The following is a 24,238-nucleotide window of genomic DNA, read 5'->3' on the forward strand; positions in this document are numbered from 1 at the left end:
CAGATATTAGACGTAAGACTTCAGATACCAGATTAGATTTCAGACCTTAGATATTAGACTGGAGTCCTTTACTTTGACTTCAAACTTGGGACTTAGTACCTTGCCCTTCGCTTCGAATAAAGCACTCGATACAAGGAATAAGTCACTCGATACAAGGAATAAGCCACTCGATACAAGGAATAAAACACTTGATACAGGGAATAAAACACTTGATACAGGGAATAAGCCACCCGATACAGGGAATAATCCCCTGGTGCAGCGTATAGACCACTGGAAACAAGTGTATGCAACTTGAAGCAGCGGATAAGTAACTGACTGCACCGTATCAACCATACTTTGTACTCAATTTTTCCTTGAGACTTCTAACTTCGTACTTCCGACTTTCCTGAGCGGCTGGAAGATTACAAGGCCACTTTCCCCCTTCAAAAACTACAGAAATTCAGTGTGATACAGTGAAAGCTTTCCGGGGCGCATGCGCTGTTTGGGAAATAAAACCACCCCCCTTGGGAAGAATAACCCGTATCGGGAAGGCCTGACCTTGTGTTTGGGAATTGTGCCTTAATGATTGCGCTGCTTAAAGTGTAATTTCATCCTATATTAAAATCAGAAATCCCAAATTGGAAAGCAATGGATAAAATCAATAAAGAGTTACGACGCATGGGATGGGGAATTGCAATTTTATTGCTTTGCCTGTTTGCGGCTATTTTTTTCCTGCTCAACATCCTGTGGTAAATCATCCGATTTTGTTTCGAACAATTAACATTGATGTATATAACTAATTGAAAACAGCTTCATGATTTTAAAATTTTATTTTAAGAATGCAACAAACCTAATTTAATCTAAATGTTATGACAGACTTTGAAAATCAGATGCAAAAAAGACTATTCGTAAGTTTACCGCGAATAGGAGTTCTTGTAATGGGCCTGTTACTGATGGCAACAACAGCGTTGTTTGCCCAGAACCTTACTGTAAGTGGTACAGTAAGCGATGCCCAAACCGGGGAGGTACTTCCCGGTGTAAATGTGATCCAGAAGGGTACGACCAATGGTGCGGTCACCAATTTCGATGGTGAATACCAGATTTCGGTCCCTGCGGACGCAACCATTCAGTTTTCATTCATTGGTTACCTGCCGGTTGAGATGGAGGTAAATGGCAGAACCAGCCTGAGTCTTGAACTGGAAACCGACACCAAGCAGCTCGACGAGGTGATTGCTGTGGGGTATGGTAGTATTAAAAAGAGAGACAACACAGGTTCTATTTCTACCATCTCGGGCGAAGAATTGCAGAAAATACCAGTGGCCAGTGCAGCCGATGCCATTAAGGGACGGCTGCCCGGTGTTAATATTACCACCACTGACGGATCGCCCGATGCTGAGATTGTTATCCGCGTTCGTGGCGGGGGTTCGGTAACCCAGGACAATTCACCGCTTTATGTGGTCGATGGATTCATTGTGGAAAGCATTCGCGACATTCCGCCGTCCGACATTACCAGCATTAACGTGTTGAAGGATGCTGCTTCGACTGCGATTTACGGTGCTCAGGCTGCCAACGGTGTTATTATTATCACAACCCGTGGCGCCGAAGCCGGTAAAACCAAGGTTTCGTACAACGGCTACCTGCAATACAAGCAATTACCCCGTGAGCGTAAATTGGAAGTGCTCGACCCTTACGAATACGTAATGGCGCAATACGAATATGCCAAAATGCGTTCGGATGCCGACTTGCGTAACTTCGAAAAGTTCTACGGAAAATACGATGACCTCGAGTTGTACAACTACAAGAAACCAACCGACTGGCAGCAGGAACTGTTTGGAAGCAATCAGCTTTCACAATCGCACAACGTAAGTATCTCGGGTGGAACACAAGCCACTAAACTCAGTCTGAGTTATACCAATAACAAGGATGAAGGAATTATGATAGGCAATGGCTATGTACGCAATGCCATCAACTTCAAACTGAATCACAAAATTTTTGAAAAACTGACTTTCGATGCCAGTGCCCGTATTACCGACACACAGGTTGATGGTGCAGGAACATCGGGAAGTGCCCAGCTAAGGGTACGCGACGTAATTACCTCGCGCCCGGTAAATGGTATTGCCGACGAACTGGATATCGACCTGAATGAAATCGATTCCTCCGACGACTACCAGTCGTTCCTGCTGAGCATGATCAATCCGCTTGAATTGGCAGAACAGGACTGGAGACGGAAAAATACCAACAACTATGTGATCAATGCCGGTTTAACCTGGAATCCGATTCAGAACCTGATTCTGAAAACCACCTTTACCGACAGCCGTACTTACGAAGAGCGTTTCCGTTACTATGGTCCGCTAACCAGCCAGTCGCGCCAGGAAGGAAACAGCCTTCCCCTGGGGACCAAGGAAGGAAAGAATGATTTCTCCTACCGTTGGTTAAATACGGCCAATTATATCTTCGAAGACCTGGGTGCTCACGAACTGAGCATACTGGCAGGTCACGAAATTTATTCGAGTGGTGGCCACGGATACAGTGTGAGGTCCGAAAACTTCCGCGAATCGATGCAACCCGAAGAATTGTTTGCCAACATGGCACTGGGAACCACCGATGCCCATTCAACCTATGTATCGACCAATAACAACCGCGTTTCCTATTTCGGACGGGTGAATTATCAGTACAACCAGAAATACCTGGCAGCCATTACACTGCGTACCGACATGTCGAGTAAATTTTCGGAAGCCAACCGCGTAGGTATTTTCCCGGCAATTGCCCTTGGATGGAAAATGTCGGAAGAACCCTTCATCAGAAATCTCGACGTGTTCGACGAACTGAAATTAAGGATCAGCTATGGTGAAACCGGTAACGACCGCATTCCTTCGAATGCCACCAAGTTCCTTTTCAGGGCCAGTACCAATAACGGTCCGGGTATGGGTACCAATGGGTACAATGCCTATTATTCACCCGACGGTTCAACCCTGTTCAACCCTGACATTCGCTGGGAAACCACAGTAAACCGTAACCTGGGTCTCGACTTCATGGTTTTCAACGGAAGAATAAGTGGTAATCTCGATCTTTATCAGAACACAACCCGCGATCTCCTGCTGGCTTCAGCAATTTCACCTATTTCTGGTTTTAATACCCAGTGGAACAATATTGGTAGTACCTCCAATAAGGGGATTGAGCTCGCCCTGAATGCCTTTATTGTTGAACGCGGCGATTTCACCTTCTCGGGCAATCTGAACTTTGGTATCAACCGGGCCAACATTGATGCCCTCGATGGTACCGACGAACGTTTTTATCAGTCGAACTGGGCCAGTACCGACCTGAAGGACCGCGACGACTTCTACCTGAAAGTGGGAGAGACCGTTGGTTTGATATACGGTTACCGCAACGATGGCATGTACACGGTTGATGATTTTGAAAGCTACGATGAAACATCAGGCACCTATGTTTTAAAGGAAGGTGTTCCGAACAACAGTCAGACTTTGGGCGTGAACGATGTGAAGCCGGGTTTCATGAAAATCAAGGATTTGAACAACGATTCACTCATCAACAGCCTCGACCGTGAAGTGATTGGAAGCGCCCTGCCACTGGCAACCGGTGGTTTTGGTTTCAACATGACTTACAAGGGCTTCGACATGTCGGCCCTGTTTAACTGGTCATACGGAAACGACATTTACAATACCGGTAAAATTGAATTTAACCAGTTGTACCGTACTACTTTTGGAAACATGCTGAGCAGCCAAAGCTCCGACGAACGCTTTACCTACATCGATGTGGACGGTTCGTATACAGGAACTGCCGGTGAGGTGGTGACCGATCTGGAGCAACTGCGTCAGATGAACCAAGGCAAAGCCATGTGGAACGGTCCCAACTCATTCGGTCAGGCCACTGCCGTGATTACCGACTGGGCGGTTGAAGACGGATCCTTCCTGCGACTCAATACGCTCACCCTTGGCTATACTGTACCGGCCAATGTTTCAAACAGAATTGGCATGTCGCAACTTCGCTTATACGTATCAGGCAACAACATCTGGGTATGGACCAAATATTCCGGTTTCGACCCTGAGGTGAGTACTACCCGCAGCAGCTCTTATTCTGCTCTTACTCCGGGGGTCGACTATTCGGCCTATCCGCGCAGCCGCTCGTTTACTTTTGGTGTAAACGTTACTTTTTAACATGTAATTCATCCGATAACAACGCTTTGTATGAGGAAAGAATTTAAAAAAATAGAAAAGATGAAATTGATAAATATTAAATACGTCCTGTTTTCGTTCCTGATTCTGGGTTTTGCTTCCTGCCAGGAATTTCTCGACCCGGACTCTCCGTCAACTTTCGATCAGGAATACATCTTCTCGAATGCCGAAGATGCCCGTAAGGCCATGAATGCGGCCTATGTACACTTTAGTCACGACGGCTTCCGCTCTCGTTTGTCGAACAACATGACCGGCAATACCGACATTGAACACAATGGTGGTTCAAGCGATGGTGCCCGTTATCAAATCTGGCGCCTCGATGCCCGTGAAAACAATGGTGACCTGGCCTATGTATGGCAGATCGGTTATCAGGCCATCCGCGACTGCAACATCGCCATTGAAGGAATCCGGAACAGCGTGGCCTTTACCAGCAACGACGTTGCACTTGTGGCCGAAATGAATCACCTGTTGGGTGAGGCCTATACCCTGCGTGCCTATTGGTACAGCATGCTCACCTTCTACTTTGGTGATGTGCCGTTTTCAACCGAGGCTCCGGCCATTGATGTTGAATTCAACCTGCCCAAAAGCGATCGTAATGAGATCCTTTCGGCGGTTATTCAGGACATGATTGAGGTGGAAGCCAGCATGAAATGGGCCGAAGACTGTCAGTTTGGAATTGAGCAGATTAATCGCGAATATACGCTGGGGATGATTGCACGCCTGGCTTTGCAGCGTGGTGGCTATTACCTGACCCCCGACATGCAGATGGTGCGCGAAGACGACTACCTCGATTACTATCAGATCGCAAAGGATTATACAGCCAAACTGATCGAACTGAAAGACCGTCCCTTACCCAAAGATTTCCGTCAGATTTTTATGAACCAGTGTAAGTTCATCTCTCCGGTGAACGATGAAATCCTCTTCGAGGTACCTTTTGCCGTTGGTGAAGGCGACGTCGGCTGGAACATTGGGATCAGGGTTGACAAGGGAAGTCATCCTTACGGTAGCGGATCGAACTACATGGCCATGCCTCCAACGTATGTTTATTCCTTCGATGAGGCCGATCAACGTTTTGAGGCCACCTGTGGTTTGTACATGATCAATACCGATTTTGTGCAGGAATTGGTGAGTGCCAGTGGCTTTAACGTGTCGCAGGCCAAGTGGAGCCGCCACTTCATGGATACACCTCCCGGACCGTCGACCGACAAGGGTACCGGTATCAACTGGCCCATGATGCGCTATGCCGACGTATTGTTAATGTATGCCGAGGCAGAAAATGAACTGAACGGTCCGACTGCTGCAGCACAGGATGCTTTCCGTCGTGTACGTGAGCGTGCCTTCGATGAAGCCGACTGGGCAGAGAAAGTAGATGCTTACATTGCCAATGCAGCAGCCAGTAAAGCCAGCTTTTTCGATGCCATTGTTGATGAACGTGCCTGGGAATTTGGTGGTGAGATGATCCGTAAGTACGAATTGATTCGCTGGAACCTGTATTACGAAAAAGTACAGGAAACCGTTGAAGGTACCAAGAAGATTGCCGATGATGCACAAGCCGGAACCGGCAGCCTGCCCGATTACCTCTATGTAAAACTCGACGAGAGTGGAAACTTCCAGATTTACAATCCATTTGAAAAGGTGGTAGGTGCTCCCGATGAGACCTGGACCCGCAAGTCGTGGCTGATTTCTCTCTGGGATGAGGAAACCGGTAACTACCAGGAATGGATTACCCGCGACTGGGCCAACTATAGTAAGCCCGTACGTTATATCTTCCCGATTCCAACGGTTGGAATTGAGAACAGTAAGGGATTGCTGAAAAACGATGGATATGGTTTTTAAAGATCAACTTAAAACTTTAAATTTTGAAGAAATGAATTCTAAGAAAATAAATAGTATCAAGCTGATTCTCTTCTTTGTTGCAGGATTGATGGTATTCAATGCATGCAAGGAGGAACAGGATTATCCCCGAACCCGCCTGTTTCAGCCGGTGCTGAACGGTGAGGAGGGATTGATGTCGATCGACAACACCATTGTGGTGGAACTGGGAAATATGAAATCGGCCGAATCGTACTTTGTTGAAGTAAGTCGTGATTCATTTATTACCACTGAGTATGCTTTCGAGGTAGACACCAACTATTTCGTAATTGATGAGAACCTGGTGGGAGAAGCATTGTTGTGGTTCACCATTTATCAGGTACAGGTGACAGCCATTGCCGATCAGGAGGAATACAACAGCAAGCCTTCGTTGCTGGGAAGTATACGTACCCAAAAATTCCCTTCCAATATGGGAGTTCCTGGTGCTTTTGATGCAACCGATGTGAGGGCCAGGGTATTCTGGACCCCTGTTGGTAAGCCCATCACCGGGGTAAAGGTTTATGCCATTACCGATGAGCGTCTGAATACTCCGCTCGCAGAATTTGAAGTGAACGACGAGGACCGGGAAGCCATGGTGCGAATCATTGACGGTCTTAGCCCCGAAACACAATACCAGATTGCCATTTACAGTGGTGATGAACTGCGCGGCTGGGAAATATATACCACCAAACCCGCGCTTGAACTGGGCGATAATGTAATTGACCTGAGCGGAAGCACCAACCCCGATACGCTTGCCGCAGCACTGGCAACGGCTACCGAAGGAACCACCGTGGTACTCGAAGGTGGTAAAACCTACAATGCAGGTGGCTTTGCCTTCGATAAATCCATTCATTTTGTAAGTGGATACAGCTTTGTTCAGGCCTTGCCTACCATCGAATGTGGATCGAATTTTAACATTGTTGAAGGTGCCAATATTCAGTCAATTACTTTCCAAAGCATTGTCTTTACAGGCGACTTTGGTGGAAACTATGTCTTTAATATTGATGTTTCGGGAACCATAGGCGAGATTGCATTTGAATCATGCCGCATTCATTCCCTGCGTGGTATTACAAGAATGAAAGGTGGCGAAGGCAATGTTGGTTTATACCAACTGAACAATTGTCTTGTCGACAGCATCAACGGTTATGGTGTGCTTTCGGTCGATACCGAAACCTGGTCGGTTGGCGATATTGTGCTGAGTAATTCCACCTTCTCGAAAATTCAGTATTTCCTTGTGAGCCGTTCCAACACCAATTCACTGACCATCGATGCCTGTACTTTAAACGAAGTACCCGATGTGGGACGTCAGATGTTTCGCTGGCGCGGTGGCGATGGAAAAAATGATATTCTGAATGGCGTTAAAATTCACAACACTATCTGGGGCCATGGTTGGGACATGGATGGTGAAGAGAAGTACGATGTGAAAGGTTATGACGGCTTGCCCAATACGGTCATCGATATCAAAAATACCTATGCAACCAACGATTTGGTATTTAATGACAGTCCGCTGCCAGCCTTCCCGTCGTTCTTATACGATGGTACGGCAGCTCAGCTGTGGGTCGATCCTTATGTGACGCTCGATTTCAATATCAACGACAATGCTTTTGCAGGGAAAGGCGATGCCGGCGATCCCCGTTGGAGAGTCGGACTGTAAGCAAATAAAATGAACTTGAGTAATAGCAATAGTTAATATTTAGTTAGGAAGAACTGAAGCCCTGTTTTGCTTTTGCAAAAGGGGTTTCAGCTTCTTTTATTCAATCAGAAATCACTTTGCATGCTTATTCAATCTAAACAATCTCAATCAATCTTTATCAATCCATACTGATGATCAAATTTTACCATCTCCTTTTTCTCCTCACGCTCCTTGTATCCGGCTTTTCGGTGGCCGCACAAACAGGTGCATCCGATGCCGACATGGTCGTTGCTTTGGATGGCAGCGGCGATTTTGTTTCTCTTCAGGAAGCCATCAACTCGGCCCCTTCAAACAGTCAGCGCCCGACCGTGATTTACATTAAGCGTGGTTTGTACGACACAGAGAAATTATTCATCCCCTCCGACAAGAAAAATATTACACTCGTTGGCGAAAGTCGTGATGAAACCATCATCAGCTACCATATTTACGACTGCAGCGGTGGAAAATGTCCTGCCGATGATGCAGCAAAGTGGACCGGCGACAACATTCGCACTTCGGCCACCCTCACCATACACGGTGAAGGTTTCAGAGCCGAGAACTTAACCATCAGAAATACTGCCGGTCCGGTAGGCCAGGCGCAGGCCATTACCGTTCGTTCCGATAAGACTGTTTTTATCAATTGCCAGCTCGAAGGCTATCAGGATACCATCTATTTTTGGAACGACGGATTGCGTGCCTATTTCAGAAACTGTTTGGTTACCGGCCGCACCGATTATATTTATGGCGGAGGAATCGCCTTTTTCGATGCCTGTGAAATACGCAGCTGGGGTGGTGGCTGGATTACAGCACCATCGACAGAAGCAGCAGAAGACTATGGTTTTGTGTTTTATGAATGCGCCATCACCTATGCCGAAAACAGTCCGAGGGCTGGCGACGACGGATCTAAAATCCGCTTGGGACGTCCGTGGCATAACTATCCGAAAGTAGCATGGTTGTATTGCCAATTTACCGAAATGATCCATCCCGAAGGATGGGGCGACACCTGGAACATGGATTATGCAGCTACCAGCGATCAGTTACACTTGTACGAATACAAAAATACAGGCCCGGGAGCCGATATGAGTCAACGGGCCAACTGGGCCGGATTAAGGGCGCTCAGCGATGACGAAGCCCTGAATTATACTGCCGAAAAGGTGCTGGCCGGAAACGACGGCTGGAATCCGGCAGCAGAAAAACCCCTTACACAAACTTTTCATTTTGAAGGTGGAAATACCGACAATGCATGGCTCGACAGCCTGAACTGGAATCCACAGTCCATTCCGGCAACCGGGAGTGCGGCGCTTGTTGCGGGAAACGACACACTCAATGCCAATGGCGGAGTTTTCAGTGCCGATCTGCTTTTAAGGGAAAAGGCCGTGTTGAAATTGACTGAGAACAGTACGGTAAATTATCTTGCTGTCGACGGGGCAACAATCATTTCCGAAGGAGTATTTTCTTTGGCAGGCCGCCTGGCCACCCGCGACAGCATGGTGTTTGATATCAATGGTATACTGACCCTCAACGCCAGTATTAGCGGTGTTCACCGTCTGATTAAAAAAGGAAAGGGAAAATTGGTGCTTAATAGTAACAACCAGGGCTTCAGTGGTGATGTGCTTGTTCTTGAAGGCGAACTCGAAGCCAGCCAGGAGGCATCACTGGGTAAAGGCAAGCTCGAAGTTAAAGACAAGGCTGTATTGTCCGTTTCGCATTCACTTGCCTTTCAGCCAACATCGAAATTAAAAATTGAAGGTTCGGCTATTTTGAACTTGTCGGCCACCCTTACCACCAGCGAGTTTTTCATCGACGGGGTGATGCAGGAAGTTGCCAGCTATACATCGGCAAGCCACCCCGGAATCATCAGCGGTGAAGGCAGTGTTCAGGTTGGACGCCCTTCGGAGTTTACCTTTATCGGAGGTGAAAATGGCAGCTGGGATAATCCTGCGCATTTTGTGCCTTCACTTCTGCCCGAAGCCGGTGAAACAGTTTATTGTGACCTTGAAATGGAAACTACCTCCACGCCCTTCGAAGCCAACATTGTACTTACCAGCAACGGCAATATGCGACTTCGCGGCAGCGACCATGTATGCAAAGGCAGTCTCACCATGCACGACGGCACTTCCTTCAGGTACAATACCGGGGGCGCTGGTTTTGGTTTTACTGCACCGGTGATCCTCGAAGGCGACATTTTCATGATCATGGAAAGCGGCAATGCAGCCGGTTCTAAAATGGTACTTCCGGGAAGCTTTACGGGCGATAAAGTCATCACCGTAATCAATAACGGAAAAGGAACTCTGAATACAGGAACTGTGGTTCTGAAAGGTGATAACAGCGCTTTTGCAGGAACCTGGGATTTAACAGCCGGCAGTCAGAAATACCCCGGCGAGGCCTACATCTCGGCCATCGACGGGCAGGCCGAAAATGCTTTTGGGCAGGGCTACATCGATGTGGCCAATGGAAACAGAGTGCTCATCAGTCACGAAAAAGCAGTGCCGGCAAAGCTCTCAATAGGACTTAACGGAAATGCCAAAGCGGTACTGAATGTCGATGTGTCGCTTGAGCAACTGAGCATCAACGATGTTTCACTGGGCGATGGAAGGTACAATGCCGAATCGCACCCCGAATGGTTCGAAGGCGATGGTGCTTTGATTGTGGGCACCGGCGTGAGTACAGCTTCCTTTATTCCTGAAAATTTACTACTCATTCAGGATCAAAAAATAAAAATCAATGGGGAGGCATCCGAAGTGCTGGTTTATTCTGCCAACGGACAACTAATGATCAAAGCCCAAAATTTGAACGAAGTGGCAATCGGTGATTTGTATCAGGGCTTATACATTGTGAAATACAGGATTGATGGACATGCAGGTGCCATAAAACACCTTGTGAAATAAAAAGGAATCAGATGAAGGATTTATTATTGAAGTTGAAAGTAGTTTTAGTTCTAACCGTGCTTACCCTGTTTGCCTTTGCACAGGAAGAGCAGTTACCTGCTTTTCCCGGAGCCGACGGCCATGGTCGTTTTGTTACCGGTGGAAGAGGAGGTGTGGTATTGTATGTTACCCATCTGAACGACGATTATACGGTGGGTTCCCTGCGCACTGCCATTGGCTACAATGGCCCTCGAATAATTGTATTTAAAGTTTCGGGAACCATCAGGCTGAAAGCCGCCTTGAAAATCAAAAGTGGCAACCTGACCATTGCCGGTCAAACTGCGCCCGGCGATGGTATTACCCTGGCCGATTATCCGGTGAGTGTCGATGCCGACAATGTCATCATCCGCTATATGCGCTTTCGCATGGGCGACGAAGCCCAACAGGAAGCCGACGCCATTGGTGGCCGTTTTAATAAGAACATCATGATTGATCATTGCTCCATGAGCTGGTCGACCGATGAATGTGTTTCCTTTTATCAAAATGAAACCTTCACCATGCAATGGTGTATCATATCCGAAAGTCTGCGCAATTCGGTTCATGGTAAAGGTGCGCATGGCTATGGTGGTATCTGGGGTGGAAAAAATGCTTCCTTTCATCACAACCTGCTGGCACATCACGACAGCCGTAATCCGCGGCTGGGTGAGGTCGACGGAGACAAATTTGCTTTGACCGATGCCGTCGACCTGCGAAACAATGTAATTTACAACTGGCAGGGAAACAGTACCTATGGAGGCGAAGCCATGAATGTGAACATTGTAAATTGTTATTACAAGCCAGGCCCGGCAACTACTAAAAAGGAACGCATTGTGGCCATCGATAAGGAAACCGATCCCAACAAGGCGACTACCGATATCTGGGGGAAGTATTTCATTGAAGGAAATGTGCTGACAGGCTCCGAAAGGGCCACTGCCGACAACTGGACCTACGGGGTATACAACCAGTTTCATAGTAAATACGGAGGTGTTTCAGCAGCCGAAAAGGAAGCCATCAAGGTCGAAGAACCACATCCTACAGGTTATGTCAATACCCACACTGCTGAGCTGGCTTATGAGCGCATTCTGCAATATGGAGGCGCCAGCCTTGTTCGTGATACCATTGATAAGCGCGTTATACACGAACTAAGCACAGGCACTGCCACTTACATGGATGGTGGCAATGGCAGTGTGAAAGGGATCATCGATACCCAGGAAGCAGTTGGTGGCTGGCCCGAACTGGCTTCGACCGACGCACCGGCCGACAGCGATGAAGATGGAATGCCCGATGAATGGGAAACAAGCAATGGCCTTGATCCAAACGATGGCAGTGATGCGCAGCTCAAATCGGTCGACGGGCTGTATCCCAACGTCGAAGTGTACCTGAACAGCCTGGTCAGTGAAATTACCGAAAGACAACTTGAGGACTCCGAATTGGTTTACATCGAAGATAAAACAGCTTCTCCGCGAGCCATCCAAAATCATAACCGCCTGAAAGGTTTCTTCAATTCAAAAACGAATACATTGAAAATTTTTAGTCAGCAGCCGCTTCATCAAATTGAGGTTTACTCTTCAACTGGTGCGCTTATTCAAAGCGCAGCAGGCAATAAGCTGAACCGTGTTGAGTTAAACGTTCCTTCATCGGGGCAACGTTTTCTAATTGTTAAAGCCAGCGATGAAAAACAACAACAAGTAACATTGAAGGTGGCAGCATGGTAATTGTTTTGCCGGCTGTCAGGTAAATAATGTTGATAATACAACGAACAATGAGAAAAAGTATAAATCTGATTCTTCTCCTTTTTACAAGCCTTTCCCTTTTGGCCAATGAAAAATTCGACTTTGTGGTGGCCGCTGATGGAAGTGGCGATTTCCAAACTGTTCAGGATGCCATTAATGCAGTACCCGATTTCAGAAAGCAAACGACCACCATTTACATAAAAAATGGAATTTACAAGGAGAAACTGCTACTTCCGGCTTCGAAGAACAAAGTTACTTTCATTGGCGAGAGCGTTGAAAAAACCATCCTGACGAACGACGATTATGCTTCGAAAAAGAACCGTTTCGGAGAAGAAATGGGAACTACCGGTTCCACTTCTTTTTTTATCTTTGGAAACGAATTTTCAGCGCACCACATTACTTTTGAAAATTCGGCCGGTCCGGTAGGTCAGGCTGTGGCAGTTCGCGTTACCGGCGATCAGGCAGTTTTTGTTAACTGCCGATTTTTAGGCAATCAGGATACGCTTTACCCACAGGGTGAAAACAGCCGCCAGTATTATAAAAACTGTTACATCGAGGGAACTGTTGACTTCATTTTTGGCTGGTCAACTGCGGTATTCGATCAATGTACCATCTTTGCAAAAAGGCACGGCTACATTACGGCCGCATCGACCAGTGAAAACAGTCGGCATGGTTTTGTATTTCTCAACTGCAAAATTGACGGGAGTGCCGAACCCGGATCTGTTTATCTGGGACGGCCCTGGAGACCGCATGCGCAAACGGTTTTTATTCGCTGCCATTTAAGCGCTGTGGTACATCCCAAAGGCTGGCACAACTGGAATAAACCCGAGGCAGAGCAAAGCACTTTTTATGCCGAATACAAAAATACAGGAGAAGGTGCTTCTACTGAAAACAGGGTGAGCTGGTCGCACCAGTTGAGTGAACAACAACTGAATGAATACACACTTATTAAGCTGTTTGACGGGTGGAATCCCGCAGTTGCAGATGAATTAAAATAGCCAAGAACCATAAACTTACAACAATGAAGACATTCAAAACGATAGCAAAAACTTTACTGCCAGCCTTGCTGCTTACTGGTTTAACTTTTCAACAAAGTACAGCGCAGCAAAATGGACCGGACAACAATTATGTTTCGGATGTATGGGTGGCCGACAATGGCGACGGAACTTACACCAACCCCATCCTGCACGCCGATTATTCCGACCCCGATGTTTGCCGTGTTGGTGATGATTTTTACATGACAGCCTCGTCGTTTAACTGTGTTCCCGGTTTGCCCATTCTGCATTCAAAGGATCTTGTCAACTGGGAGTTGATAGCCTACGCACTGTATGAGCAAATTCCGGCCGATGTGTTTGAAACGCCTCAGCATGGTAATGGTGTTTGGGCTCCCAGTATCCGTTTTCACGAAGGCGAATTGTATATCTTTTGGGGTGATCCCGATTTTGGTATTTATTATGTGAAAGCAAAAAATCCTAAAGGTCCCTGGAGCAAGCCTCACCTTGTTCAGGAAGGTAAAGGACTGATTGATCCTTGTCCGCTGTGGGACGAAGATGGAAAAGCCTACCTGTCGTACGCTTTTGCAGGAAGCCGTGCCGGTTTGAAATCGGTCGTGGTGGTACAGGAAATGGAAGCCGATTGCAGCCGGCTGATTGGCACACCTGTAATGGTTTTCGATGGTCACGATGAGCATCCCACCGTTGAAGGAACCAAATTTCATAAACGAAACGGGTATTACTACATTTTCGCTCCGGCTGGCGGCGTAAAGCCGGGATGGCAGCTGGCCATGAGAGCCAGATCGCCCTTTGGTCCCTACGAAGTGAAGAAAGTGCTTGAACAGGGGTCAACCAATATTAACGGCCCGCATCAGGGTGCCTGGGTGGAAACGGTAAAAGGTGAAAGCTGGTTCATTCATTTCCAGGACAAGGATGCTTATGGACGTATCGTTCATCTGAATCCGGTTCAATGGGACAACGACTGGCCCCTGATGGGCATCGACTACGACGGAAACGGAGTGGGAGAGCCGGTTACTACTCATAAGAAACCCGATGTTGACGCCGAATGGTCCGTTGTAACTCCCGTCGAAAGCGACGAATTCAATACCCATCAGTTGGGTTTACAATGGCAATGGCATGCCAATCCGAAGTTAAAGTATGGTTTTACCAGCGGGAATTTAGGCTATTACCGCTTAAACTGCCGGCCACGGCCCGAGAATTATGTGAACCTGTGGCCCGTTGGCAATCTCTTGTTGCAGAAATTTCCTGCTGAAGAATTTACCGCTACCGCCAAAATTACTTTCAACCATCGTTTCGACGGCGAGGAAGCAGGCTTTGTGGTGATGGGCGAAGATTACCAGTACATTGCCCTGAAACAGGTCGACGGTAAACTGCAAACCCGTGTTGTGAATTGTGAGGGAGCCCGCAAGGGAGGAGCCGAAAAAGAAATCTTCAGCGAAAGCTATGAAGGCAACACCGTATATTTTAGGGTGGAAGTAAAAAAAGGAGCCGTTTGCAGTTTCAGTTACAGTGAAAACGGAAAGCGTTTTAGCGCTGCCGGTGCTGCTTTTGAAGCAATGCCCGGCCGTTGGATTGGTGCCAAAGTAGGCTTTTTTGCCTTACGCGATGGCATGATTAACGATGCCGGTAATGTGGATATCGACTGGATCAGAATTGAAAAATAAGCAGCACAATGTCAAAAACTTTAACATACATTTTTTTAAGCGGGCTGATTGCCTTATTATCGGCATGTGTTGCTGAAAAGGAAAGCGATGAACTCACTAAAGTGTGGCTCATTGGCGATTCAACCATGGCCAATTACGCACTCGAAGATGATTACATGAGCCGACGACATCCGATAACGGGCTGGGGACAGGTTTTTCAACCTTTTATGGCCCCCGACAGCCTGAAATTAATTCAAGGGCTGGTGGCAGGCGACAGTGCCCTGGTCGACGATCGTGCCAAAGGTGGGCGCAGCACCCGGACTTTCTTTCAGGAAGGACGCTGGCGTGCGGTGTACGAACAGCTCGAAGCGGGCGATTTGGTGCTGATTCAGTTTGGACACAACGATGCCGCACTCACTAAGCCCGAACGCTATGTGAATATTGAGGGTTATCAGGAGTTCCTGCGCTTGTATGTTGAACAAACACGTCAGAAAGGCGCGGTGCCCATTCTGCTGACTCCTGTGGCACGGAATTATCCGTGGAAAGAGGGCCGGCTCGAAAATGTTCACGGTGCTTATCCCGAAGCCATGATGGACGTGGCCGAAGAACTTGGCGTGCGGCTCATCGATCTGAACCGGCTGTCGATGGATCACTTTACACAAATGGGACGCGAATACGTGAAAGAAAATTACTTTATGAACCTTCCGGCGGGCGTTTATGAGGCCTATCCCGACGGTCAAAAAGATAATACCCATTTTCAGCCCGAAGGAGCTGTTGCCGTTGCACAGCTTGTATTTAACGGTTTGAAAACACTGAACAGCAAAGAGGAGAACTAAAAAATAATCAAACACTGTAACAATGATAGTAGCAAAGAGAAAATTAATGCAACTTACAATGATCCTGTTAGTGGTCATTGGAGGAAGTGCCTGTTCCGAACGGGAGTCGGAGCAGCTTGTAGATAACGATGCGGTATATGCCGGAGTTGAATTTGAAATGCCCAGGGTAGAAGAACCGGTTTTTCCTGATTATGCTGTTTCGCTTACCGATTTTGGTGGCGTTGGCGATGGACAAACCCTCAACAGTGAAGCATTTGCCAAAGCCATCGACCATGTGGCCGAAAAAGGCGGTGGAAAAGTGATTGTGCCGCGAGGCATTTGGCTTACCGGCCCCATTACCATGAAAAGCAACATTAACCTGCACACCGAAAGTGGTGCGCTGGTCATCTTTAGCGACAATAAAGACCTCTATCCACTGGTGGAAACCAGTTTCGAAGGATTGAATACGGTGCGCTGTATTTCACCCATCAATGGAGTTGGACTTGAAAATATCGCCTTCACCGGCAATGGCGTATTCGACGGTTCAGGCGATGCCTGGCGCTTTGTGAAACGTTCTAAAATGACCGACTCGCAATGGAAAAAGCTTGTAAATTCGGGTGGAATTGTCAGTGACGACGGCAAGCAATGGTATCCTTCGGAAGGTTTTAAACTGGGAATGGAAGTCAGCGACATGAATGTGCCCCGTCAGTTTAGTAAACTGGAAGATTATCTGCCAATAAAAGACTTTCTGCGTCCTGTAATGGTGAGCATTGTTAAAAGCAATAAAGTACTGTTCGACGGACCAACCTTTCAGAATTCACCTGCCTGGTGCATCCATCCCCTGATGTGTGAAAACCTCACCCTTAGGAACATCGATGTACGCAATCCCTGGTACTCACAGAATGGTGACGGACTCGACATTGAATCGTGTAAAAATGTTGTACTGGTCGATTCGCGTTTCGATGTGGGCGACGATGCCATTTGTATTAAATCGGGAAAAGACAAGGACGGTCGCGATCGTGGAATCCCGGCAGAAAACATCATTGTTAAAAACTGTGTGGTTTATCATGGACATGGCGGTGTAACCATTGGCAGTGAAATGTCGGGAGGCGTAAAAAATATGTCGGTTACCGGCTGTACCTTTATCGGAACCGATGTGGGCCTGCGTTTTAAGAGCACCCGTGGACGTGGCGGCGTGGTCGAAAATATTTACATGAGCGATATTGACATGGTAGATATACCTACCAATGCCATTTCATTCAACCTGTATTACGGAGGCCTTTCTGTTTCGGAGATGCTGGCAGCCAAAAAGAACAATAAATTACCCGAAGAGGTATTTGAGGTGACCGAAGAAACGCCGCAGTTCAAAAACATTCACATGAAAGACATTCGTTTGAAGGGAGCTTACCAGGCGGTATTTATGCAGGGACTGCCCGAGATGAACCTCGAAAATATCACTTTTGAAAACATGGTGCTCGAAGCTGAGAACGGGATTGTTGCCATCGATGCCGACGGCATCAGCTTTAAGGAGGTTTGGCTGAAAACAGAAAAAGTACCGGCCATGACTTTCTACAATACAAAGAATGTTATTGCTGAAGAGATTGAAATACCCGGAAAGGCTGAAGCTGCCGTAAGTGTAGTGGGTGAAGAAAGTGCGAATATCGCTTTCGGTTTTGACAAAAACCTGGTACAACTTGGTGACAATGTTGATGCAAGCGCTGTTTCATTTCAATAAGCAGACAGCGATCAGAAAAATTGAGTTAGTTTAGTTAGCATCGAAAGATGAGTAAATCCTGTCGGGCAGTACAAACTGTTACGGCAGGATTTTTTTTGCAAAGAAAAAAGGGCAAATCCGCTTTGGATCTACCCTTTAAAATTCAGCAAAATCGAATGTATTATTTGATCAGTTCAACACTGCGTTTAACAAATTTGTCGAGTGCTTCCCCTTTCAGCATGTTGTTGGCCAGTAATGCCAGATCGAGCAGCTGTTTTGCCAGCTTGTTGTCTTTTCCGAATTCCTGAAGCTTTTCTCTTTTTTGTGCTTCAAGTTTCGAAATTTCCTTGCCCACTTCAGCCAGTTTGTCTTTTTCTTCCTGAGGAACTTCTTCTTCCTTCTTGCCTTCTTTCAGCTTTTCGAGGGCGCTGCGTTCGTCGTTTTTCGTTTTCAGTGTGGCACTGATGGGTTCGAGTTCACCAGCCAGTTCGGTATTTTTACTTTCGATGACCTGTTTTACCAGCGGATGTGCCACGTTCACTACTACGGTGTAATTATCGGGCAGGTTGCCGTACATGTTCATTCCGCTTTGAATGGCACTCAGGTCCTTCATGCGGCGCATGAATTCGTTTTGGGTAATGACCATGGGCTGACCATTTTCTCCCAGATCCTCGAAAGTAACGTAATAACCCACTTCACTTTTGGGAGTGACTGCACTGAAAACGGCTTCGAGTTCGTCCTGTTCGTCCTGCGAAAGGGTGAGCTGGTTTTTGTCGTCTTTCGGAATCAGTTTTTCCACCACATCGGCATCGACGCGTGTAAAACGGTTTTTGGGGTTTTCCTGTTCGAATTTGTTGATCAGCGGTGCTGTGAGTACGCTGTCGAGTACCAGTACGTCGTAGCCCTTGTCTTTGGCTGCACTGATGAATGAAAACTGGTCATCGAGGTTACTGGTGTACAGGTGAACCAGGTTGTCGTCCTTGTCCTTCTGATTGTCTTTGATGATATTTTCGTATTCCTCGATGGTGAAGTATTTTCCGTCGGTATTCTTGTAGAGGAAGAATTTTTTGGCCCGCTCGGCAAATTTTTCATTCGAGAGGATGCCGTATTCGATGAAAATTTTAAGATCATCCCATTTCTTTTCAAATTCTTCTCTTTCATTTTTAAAGAGTTCTTCCAGACGATCGGCCACTTTCTTGGTAATGTGATTCGATATTTTCTTCACATTCTGATCGCTTTGCAGGTACGAGCGCGATACGTTCAGCGGAATGTCGGGCGAATCGATCACACCGTGCAGCAAGGTCAGGAATTCGGGTACGATTTCTTCAATATGATCGGTGACAAATACCTGATTGCTGTATAGTTGAATCTTGTTTTTCTGAACTTCGACCGAGTTTTTCAGTTTCGGGAAATACAGAATGCCGGTCAGATTGAAAGGATAGTCAACATTCAGGTGAATATTGAACATGGGCTCCTCGGCTCCGGGGTAGAGCTTCTGATAGAAGTTCTTGTAATCTTCGTCTTTCAGATCGGCCGGTTTTTGAGTCCATGCCGGATGGGTATCGTTAATGATGAGGTCCTTGTCGGTATCGACGTATTCGCCATCTTTCCATTCCTTCACTTTTCCAAATTGCACCTGAACGGGGAGGAATTTGCAGTATTTTTCGAGTAGCGATTTTACCCTGTGATCTTCGAGGAATTCCTTCGAGTCGTCGTTAATGTGCATGATGATGTCGGTACCCGTTTCAGCACGCTCTCCTTTTTTGAGGGTGTATTCAGGACTTCCGTCGCAGCTCCAGTGAATGGCCTCGGCCTCATCCTGGTACGATTTAGAAACAATTTCCACCTTGTCGCTCACCATGAATGAGGAGTAAAAGCCCAGTCCGAAATGACCGATGATGGCGGCCGCATCGTTTTTGTACTTGTCGAGAAACTCGCTGGCTCCCGAGAAGGCAATCTGGTTAATGTATTTTTTTACCTCTTCGGCAGTCATTCCGATGCCGTTGTCAGAAACGGTCAGGGTTTTGGCATCCTTGTCGATGCTTACCTTCACTTTCATGTTTTCGACCGATCCCTTGTATTCACCTTTCGATGCCAGGGTATTCAGTTTTTGCGAAGCATCAACCGCGTTGGAAACAATTTCACGCAGAAAAATTTCATGATCGGAATAGAGGAATTTTTTGATAATGGGGAAGAGGTTTTCACTACTAACACCAATTTTTCCTTTTGCCATAGTAATATTTCTTTTAAGTTATTATCAGTAAATAATTTGAACAGGCAGCTACTTTTCAATTGTTATGCCAAGTGAGTTGATCTGTCGTTATGGCATGGAATTGCCTGCAGTGTCAGCATTGGTGGGGGGGGTGATGCGAAAAAATGGCAGTAAAAGAAAGATGATCGAAACCTTGTAGTTGAAAGTAAAATCATTCAATGATTTCAAATAGGTGTTGGGGTTTGAAATTCAGTCGTTTATTTCCAGTACATCTTCTTAACTTGCTGATTGAATTTTACCAGATAGCAGCCCGGGGGCAGCTCTAAGAAAACAGCTGTTTCTGTTTCGCGGCGATCCATGGTCTTACGAAAGCAGCTTTGCCCCCTTGCATTGATTATCTCCAACAAGCCGCTTTGTGGTGTTGCCATGTGAATAAACAGTTTACTTTCGGAAGGAACAGGGGATATGCTAAACGATTCATTTTGCATGCTTTGCTCAGCAAGGTTTGTTTGCTTCCATTCGATTTTTTGCAGGGTGAAATGGGCAAAACCAGCTGTTTCTTCTTCATCCCTCAAATAAGATGCTGAACTCAGGCTGCGGTAAATTCCCCATTTGGGACGAACAAACGTGCTTCCTGTCCGCCACAAATCAATTGCTTCCTTTTCGGTTTCCATGATCAGCTTGCCATAAAGATCGCGGACGGTAATTTTCAGGTAACCTTCATCGGCGAAGGTGGCCAGCACTTCCATTTCCATCCACTTGCCTGAGTTGGCTTCACCCCAGGGGGCCGACGCGATTTGCCGGTCGGGAGTGCTGTTGCCTGAATTGTAGATAATTTCGAATTCGGGCTGATTGTTGTTGATGCTCCCCGAAATGGTGACGATGGGCTGGGAATCGTCGCCACCTTTGGCTTTTAGTTGAAAAAAATGACTGAAGTTTTTCGAAATGGCGTATCCTTCTTTCAGTTTGAAGTACCAGTGAAAACGCATGCTTTGCCCTTTAAATCCTTTTCCTTCGTTGGGCGAATTGTCGAAGGTTTTGATCTCGTTACGCTGCCGATCGGTCTTGTCGGTGTCGCGGTCACGGTCTTCCTTTTTATGAATTTTAAACAGGAAATAATTGCCCACCTCATCATCCGAAGTTTCTACAATGTGTTTTTCTCCCGGATGATTAACACTGTACAAATCGGGTGCTTCGATGCAGCCGCTGCCAAATTTGCTTTGAATGAGAGTGTAGGTATCAATGCCTTCGGGGCCGTCGGACCTCAGAATAATTTCGGATGCAACACGGTAGTCCTGCTGTGCATGCAAGCTCGTTGCACTTATGAAGAAGAAAATTGAAATCAGGCTGGTTCGAACTTTTTCCATATCGTATAACTAATTAAGCTCGGAGGGTAAAACGATGGGAGTTCCAATGCCTTGCAGGTAATCAATCATCATACTGTACTGGGCGAAGTCATGATCGTCCCAGCTGAGTGGATGGCCCTGAATGGCGATCACGTTTTTTGTTGAATAGAAATAGTAACTATTGAAGAGGTGATAGAAGTTGGCTTGATGCACCGGATATTCGATGTTGAGGGCAGGCACCCTTTCAACCTTTATTTTATCCGTTTCTGCATTTTTAGGAGCATATAACCAAACCCTTAGTTCAGGGACCTGCTTCAATGCTTCCACCGTGTTTTCATCGGTCCAGTTATAAGGAGCTCCAAAGGTTTTGAATTCGATGCCCAGCTTTTCTCTGGCCAGCTTTTGAGTTTGTTGCAGATAGGTAAGCTGTTCTGATATGGTGGTATTGAAGAATTCAGATTGACGTTCTCCCTCCTTTTCCCATCGTTTGTGTAATTGTCCATGATTCCAGAATTCAAACAATCCGGTTTGCTGTTGTTCTTTTATCCAGTTAAAAAAGCGTTCGTCACCATTTTCGAGCGAGCTGCCAACAATTCCGGGCGCTACTTTATTGTTCTTTTGGATGTTCAGTTCGGCAAATTTTTTCCATTGTGCAGGAAGCGAAGTTTGCTTATTGTAAACTAAATCATCTGCCTTAATAATTACTGCCGCTTTTTCTCCTTCCCAGTTTCCCGATATTTTTAAGCGACGGAGGTTGGCCTCGAGAAAGTAGTAATCGGCATAAACAATGGGTACATCAATTTCTGAATTTTTCGGATAATTGCCCGTACTGTGTTTTAACAGGAAGAAGTTATTGCTTCCCAATTTAGCACGGTAAGCCGGTGAAGATAAGCTGGTGAGGATTTGATCGGCCTGGCTGAGGTACCATTCTTTTGCATCGCCTTTGCTGTAAAGACTCAATTCGTAAAGTGCCGAGCAGATAATGGCAGCGGCCGAGGCATCGCGTGGCTCGTCGGGAATACCGGGCGCGTTAAAATCCCAGTAGGGTACTTTATCCTCAGGCAGATTGGGATGCTTCAGGATGAAGCTGGCAATTTTATGCGCCTGATCAAGGAATTGTTGCTGTCCACTTTCGCGATAGGTCATGGTAAAACCGTACAAGCCCCAGGCCTGGCCCCTGGCCCACGAACTCTCGTGCGAAAATCCCTGATGGGTGTTCTTTTTTACAGGTTCTCCGGTGATGGTGTCGTACGACACCACATGGTAGCTGCTGTAGTCGTCCCTGAAATGATGCTCCAGCGTTTTTTCGGCATGCGACACAGCCATGTTGTAATAGCCCTGATCGCGTGTTTCACGGCTGGCCCAAAACAGCAGTTCAAGGTTTAACATGTTGTCGATAATCACCGGAAAATCCCACTTGTCGCTGTTGTGGTCCCACGAACGAATGCATCCGATCTTTGGATTAAATCGTGTGGTCAGTGTTTTGGCCGACTGCAATAAAACTGCTTTGTATTGCGCCTCATTGGAAAGCCGGAAGCCATTTCCGAAGGAGGAATATATTTTAAAACCCATGTCGTGGGTACCTCCGTTAAGCTTTTCGTTTTCGATGTTCATTGAATAATGTTCGGCATGGTCGCGCCAATGCGGTTCGCGGGTATATTCATACATCATCCACAGGCTTCCGGGGAAGAATCCGCTGGTCCAGTCGCCCGGTTTTACCAGCTTGGTTGAACCATCTTCCTCCACACTCCCCGGACTTAATGTTGTATTGTCGAGCCATTCGAGCATTTGCGATAGTTGCTTTTCGCTGAATTCCAGGTTGTTTTTTACCAGGTTGTCGATGCTGTTTTCTTCGCTCTTAGTACATGAAGCAAGCAACAGTATCACCACACAAAAGGCCAGTATTTTATATTTTATAAAAGACATCATCGTTCTGTTTTTGAGTATCGTAATTAATTTTTCAGCCATAAAAGCGGATAACGAAGCACCAGATTGCGCTGTACTTCGGTGGTTTCGGGATCGTGTTCCAGTTGTTTCCATAAATCGATGTAGTTTTCGCTGGCATAGGCTATTCCGCCTAAAACCAGGGAAGCCTGGGCCACCGGCCAATTGTCCCAGTATAGCACATCGGGCTGGTAAGGCCATGTTGTTTTGTCTTCAATATACGGATAAATAAAATCGAGTCCCCGCTTTAAACCCCGTCCATCCTCCGTAGTATATTTCCAGAGGTTTTCGTCACCCGATAAGGTCAGTATTTGTGCCAAAAGGCTCATTGCATCGAGGTTAAAAAGGGAATAGCCATAAGGTTTTGTGCGTTCGAGTTCGAGCGGAAAGCTGCCATCATCTGCCATCTGAGAGGGGAGGAGCTGCTCTTTCAATCTGTTTTTGCAAAAGGCAAGCATTTCGTTGTTGCCGCTTAATGAGGCATAGGCAGCGGCTTGCACAGCCCAAACGGTTCCATGGTTGTTAGGGTGCACCATTTCAGCTTTTCCATACTCGTGGGTCGACATCCAGGTCAGAAAATCACTGAACCAGGTACTGATGGCTGCCAGCTTATTTTGATCGATTTCTGAAGCAGTGGATAAAAGTTGGGCACTGCGCGCGACTTCTACCAGGTGCAGCCCATCGATTATTCCAATGCCCCGTCCGGTGTAACGCCCCTGTATTGCTTGTGAATACAGCAGATGCGGATTCATTTTTGTTTCCTCATCGACAAACCAGGCATTGAGATGCTGCATGGCTTCGTGCGCAAATTTTTCATCGTTCGATAGCAGCCATGCACTGGTCATAGCGCCTACAATGCGGCTCATGCGAACCATGGCATGGCGGTGAGCCTTAAAATTACCGGGATTGCTCATGCCGTCGCGACGAATGTAGGGGCCGTCAGGATTTTCGGGATCGGGCCACCAATAATCACCTTCAGAATAAAAATCGTGACGGGAGCCGGCACTGCGTACACAAATGGTATCGGTAACGGTGAGTGCCGGCAGTCCCATGTATTCGGTCACGAGCTTCTCAATTCTTTTCTCTTCAAACGACTTTACTTCATCCAATAATGCTTCCTTTTCGTTGGTTTTACATGAAATCAGTACCAACAGAAAAAGCATCATTCCCCCGTATTTATTCAACATAGAATATTCATTTTTAAATGAAAGGAAGGG

Annotated in this window: 13 protein-coding genes; 9 read left to right on the forward strand and 4 right to left on the reverse strand. The window is 46.7% G+C overall.

The features are described 5' to 3' along the window. Positions 1-848: 848 nt before the first annotated feature. The 9 genes from FHS86_RS08500 (at position 849) to FHS86_RS08540 (ending at position 17,540) form a co-directional block, all read left to right on the forward strand. On the forward strand, positions 849-4,154 hold the full coding sequence (locus FHS86_RS08500) for a SusC/RagA family TonB-linked outer membrane protein (protein WP_429412576.1): 3,306 nt from the start codon (positions 849-851) through the stop codon (positions 4,152-4,154). Positions 4,155-4,214: 60 nt separating this feature from the next. Then, positions 4,215-6,008, forward strand: coding sequence for a RagB/SusD family nutrient uptake outer membrane protein (locus tag FHS86_RS08505; protein ID WP_429412577.1), 1,794 nt, complete (start codon positions 4,215-4,217; stop codon positions 6,006-6,008). Positions 6,009-6,039: 31 nt separating this feature from the next. Then, a complete protein-coding gene (locus FHS86_RS08510; protein ID WP_429412578.1) occupies positions 6,040-7,677 on the forward strand; it encodes a DUF4957 domain-containing protein in 1,638 nt (545 codons plus the stop codon). A 170-nt stretch (positions 7,678-7,847) separates the two neighbouring features. After that, positions 7,848-10,583 carry a pectinesterase family protein gene (locus tag FHS86_RS08515; protein ID WP_429412579.1) on the forward strand — a complete coding sequence of 912 codons (2,736 nt, stop codon included), beginning with the start codon at positions 7,848-7,850 and terminating at the stop codon, positions 10,581-10,583. A gap of 11 nt (positions 10,584-10,594) precedes the next feature. Next, entirely contained in the window at positions 10,595-12,316 is a 1,722-nt protein-coding gene (locus FHS86_RS08520; protein ID WP_429412580.1) for a pectate lyase, read from the forward strand. Positions 12,317-12,363: 47 nt separating this feature from the next. Continuing rightward, positions 12,364-13,332, forward strand: a complete 969-nt coding sequence (locus tag FHS86_RS08525) for a pectinesterase family protein (RefSeq protein ID WP_429412581.1) — start codon at positions 12,364-12,366, stop codon at positions 13,330-13,332. Positions 13,333-13,355: 23 nt separating this feature from the next. Further along, positions 13,356-15,011 carry a glycoside hydrolase family 43 protein gene (locus FHS86_RS08530; protein ID WP_429412582.1) on the forward strand — a complete coding sequence of 552 codons (1,656 nt, stop codon included), beginning with the start codon at positions 13,356-13,358 and terminating at the stop codon, positions 15,009-15,011. Positions 15,012-15,019: 8 nt separating this feature from the next. Continuing rightward, positions 15,020-15,826: a rhamnogalacturonan acetylesterase gene (locus tag FHS86_RS08535; RefSeq protein ID WP_429412583.1), complete on the forward strand. Its 807-nt coding sequence runs from the start codon at positions 15,020-15,022 to the stop codon at positions 15,824-15,826. A gap of 46 nt (positions 15,827-15,872) precedes the next feature. Beyond that, on the forward strand, positions 15,873-17,540 hold the full coding sequence (locus FHS86_RS08540) for a glycoside hydrolase family 28 protein (protein ID WP_429412584.1): 1,668 nt from the start codon (positions 15,873-15,875) through the stop codon (positions 17,538-17,540). A 160-nt stretch (positions 17,541-17,700) separates the two neighbouring features. Here FHS86_RS08540 and htpG read toward each other — a convergent pair whose 3' ends face one another. The 4 genes from htpG to FHS86_RS08560 form a co-directional block, all read right to left on the reverse strand. Beyond that, positions 17,701-19,752, reverse strand: coding sequence for a molecular chaperone HtpG (htpG, locus tag FHS86_RS08545; RefSeq protein ID WP_429412585.1), 2,052 nt, complete (start codon positions 19,750-19,752; stop codon positions 17,701-17,703). A 236-nt stretch (positions 19,753-19,988) separates the two neighbouring features. Continuing rightward, positions 19,989-21,098, reverse strand: coding sequence for a hypothetical protein (locus FHS86_RS08550; RefSeq protein ID WP_429412586.1), 1,110 nt, complete (start codon positions 21,096-21,098; stop codon positions 19,989-19,991). 9 nt (positions 21,099-21,107) lie between these two features. Further along, entirely contained in the window at positions 21,108-23,006 is a 1,899-nt protein-coding gene (locus FHS86_RS08555; protein ID WP_429412587.1) for a glycoside hydrolase family 88 protein, read from the reverse strand. A 23-nt stretch (positions 23,007-23,029) separates the two neighbouring features. Further along, complete coding sequence (locus FHS86_RS08560; RefSeq protein ID WP_429412588.1) at positions 23,030-24,208, reverse strand: alginate lyase family protein; 1,179 nt, start codon at positions 24,206-24,208, stop codon at positions 23,030-23,032. Positions 24,209-24,238 lie beyond the last annotated feature (30 nt).

The organism is Roseimarinus sediminis, from assembly GCF_050433125.1.
GTDB classification, from domain to species: Bacteria; Bacteroidota; Bacteroidia; order Bacteroidales; family Prolixibacteraceae; genus Roseimarinus; species Roseimarinus sediminis.

Coding starts and splice junctions, on each gene's coding strand:
- FHS86_RS08500 (WP_429412576.1), top strand. CDS start 849: ATGACAGACTTTGAAAATCAGATGCAAAAAAGACTATTCGTAAGTTTA.
- FHS86_RS08505 (WP_429412577.1), top strand. CDS start 4,215: ATGAAATTGATAAATATTAAATACGTCCTGTTTTCGTTCCTGATTCTG.
- FHS86_RS08510 (WP_429412578.1), top strand. CDS start 6,040: ATGAATTCTAAGAAAATAAATAGTATCAAGCTGATTCTCTTCTTTGTT.
- FHS86_RS08515 (WP_429412579.1), top strand. CDS start 7,848: ATGATCAAATTTTACCATCTCCTTTTTCTCCTCACGCTCCTTGTATCC.
- FHS86_RS08520 (WP_429412580.1), top strand. CDS start 10,595: ATGAAGGATTTATTATTGAAGTTGAAAGTAGTTTTAGTTCTAACCGTG.
- FHS86_RS08525 (WP_429412581.1), top strand. CDS start 12,364: ATGAGAAAAAGTATAAATCTGATTCTTCTCCTTTTTACAAGCCTTTCC.
- FHS86_RS08530 (WP_429412582.1), top strand. CDS start 13,356: ATGAAGACATTCAAAACGATAGCAAAAACTTTACTGCCAGCCTTGCTG.
- FHS86_RS08535 (WP_429412583.1), top strand. CDS start 15,020: ATGTCAAAAACTTTAACATACATTTTTTTAAGCGGGCTGATTGCCTTA.
- FHS86_RS08540 (WP_429412584.1), top strand. CDS start 15,873: ATGCAACTTACAATGATCCTGTTAGTGGTCATTGGAGGAAGTGCCTGT.
- htpG (WP_429412585.1), bottom strand. CDS start 19,752: ATGGCAAAAGGAAAAATTGGTGTTAGTAGTGAAAACCTCTTCCCCATT.
- FHS86_RS08550 (WP_429412586.1), bottom strand. CDS start 21,098: ATGGAAAAAGTTCGAACCAGCCTGATTTCAATTTTCTTCTTCATAAGT.
- FHS86_RS08555 (WP_429412587.1), bottom strand. CDS start 23,006: ATGATGTCTTTTATAAAATATAAAATACTGGCCTTTTGTGTGGTGATA.
- FHS86_RS08560 (WP_429412588.1), bottom strand. CDS start 24,208: ATGTTGAATAAATACGGGGGAATGATGCTTTTTCTGTTGGTACTGATT.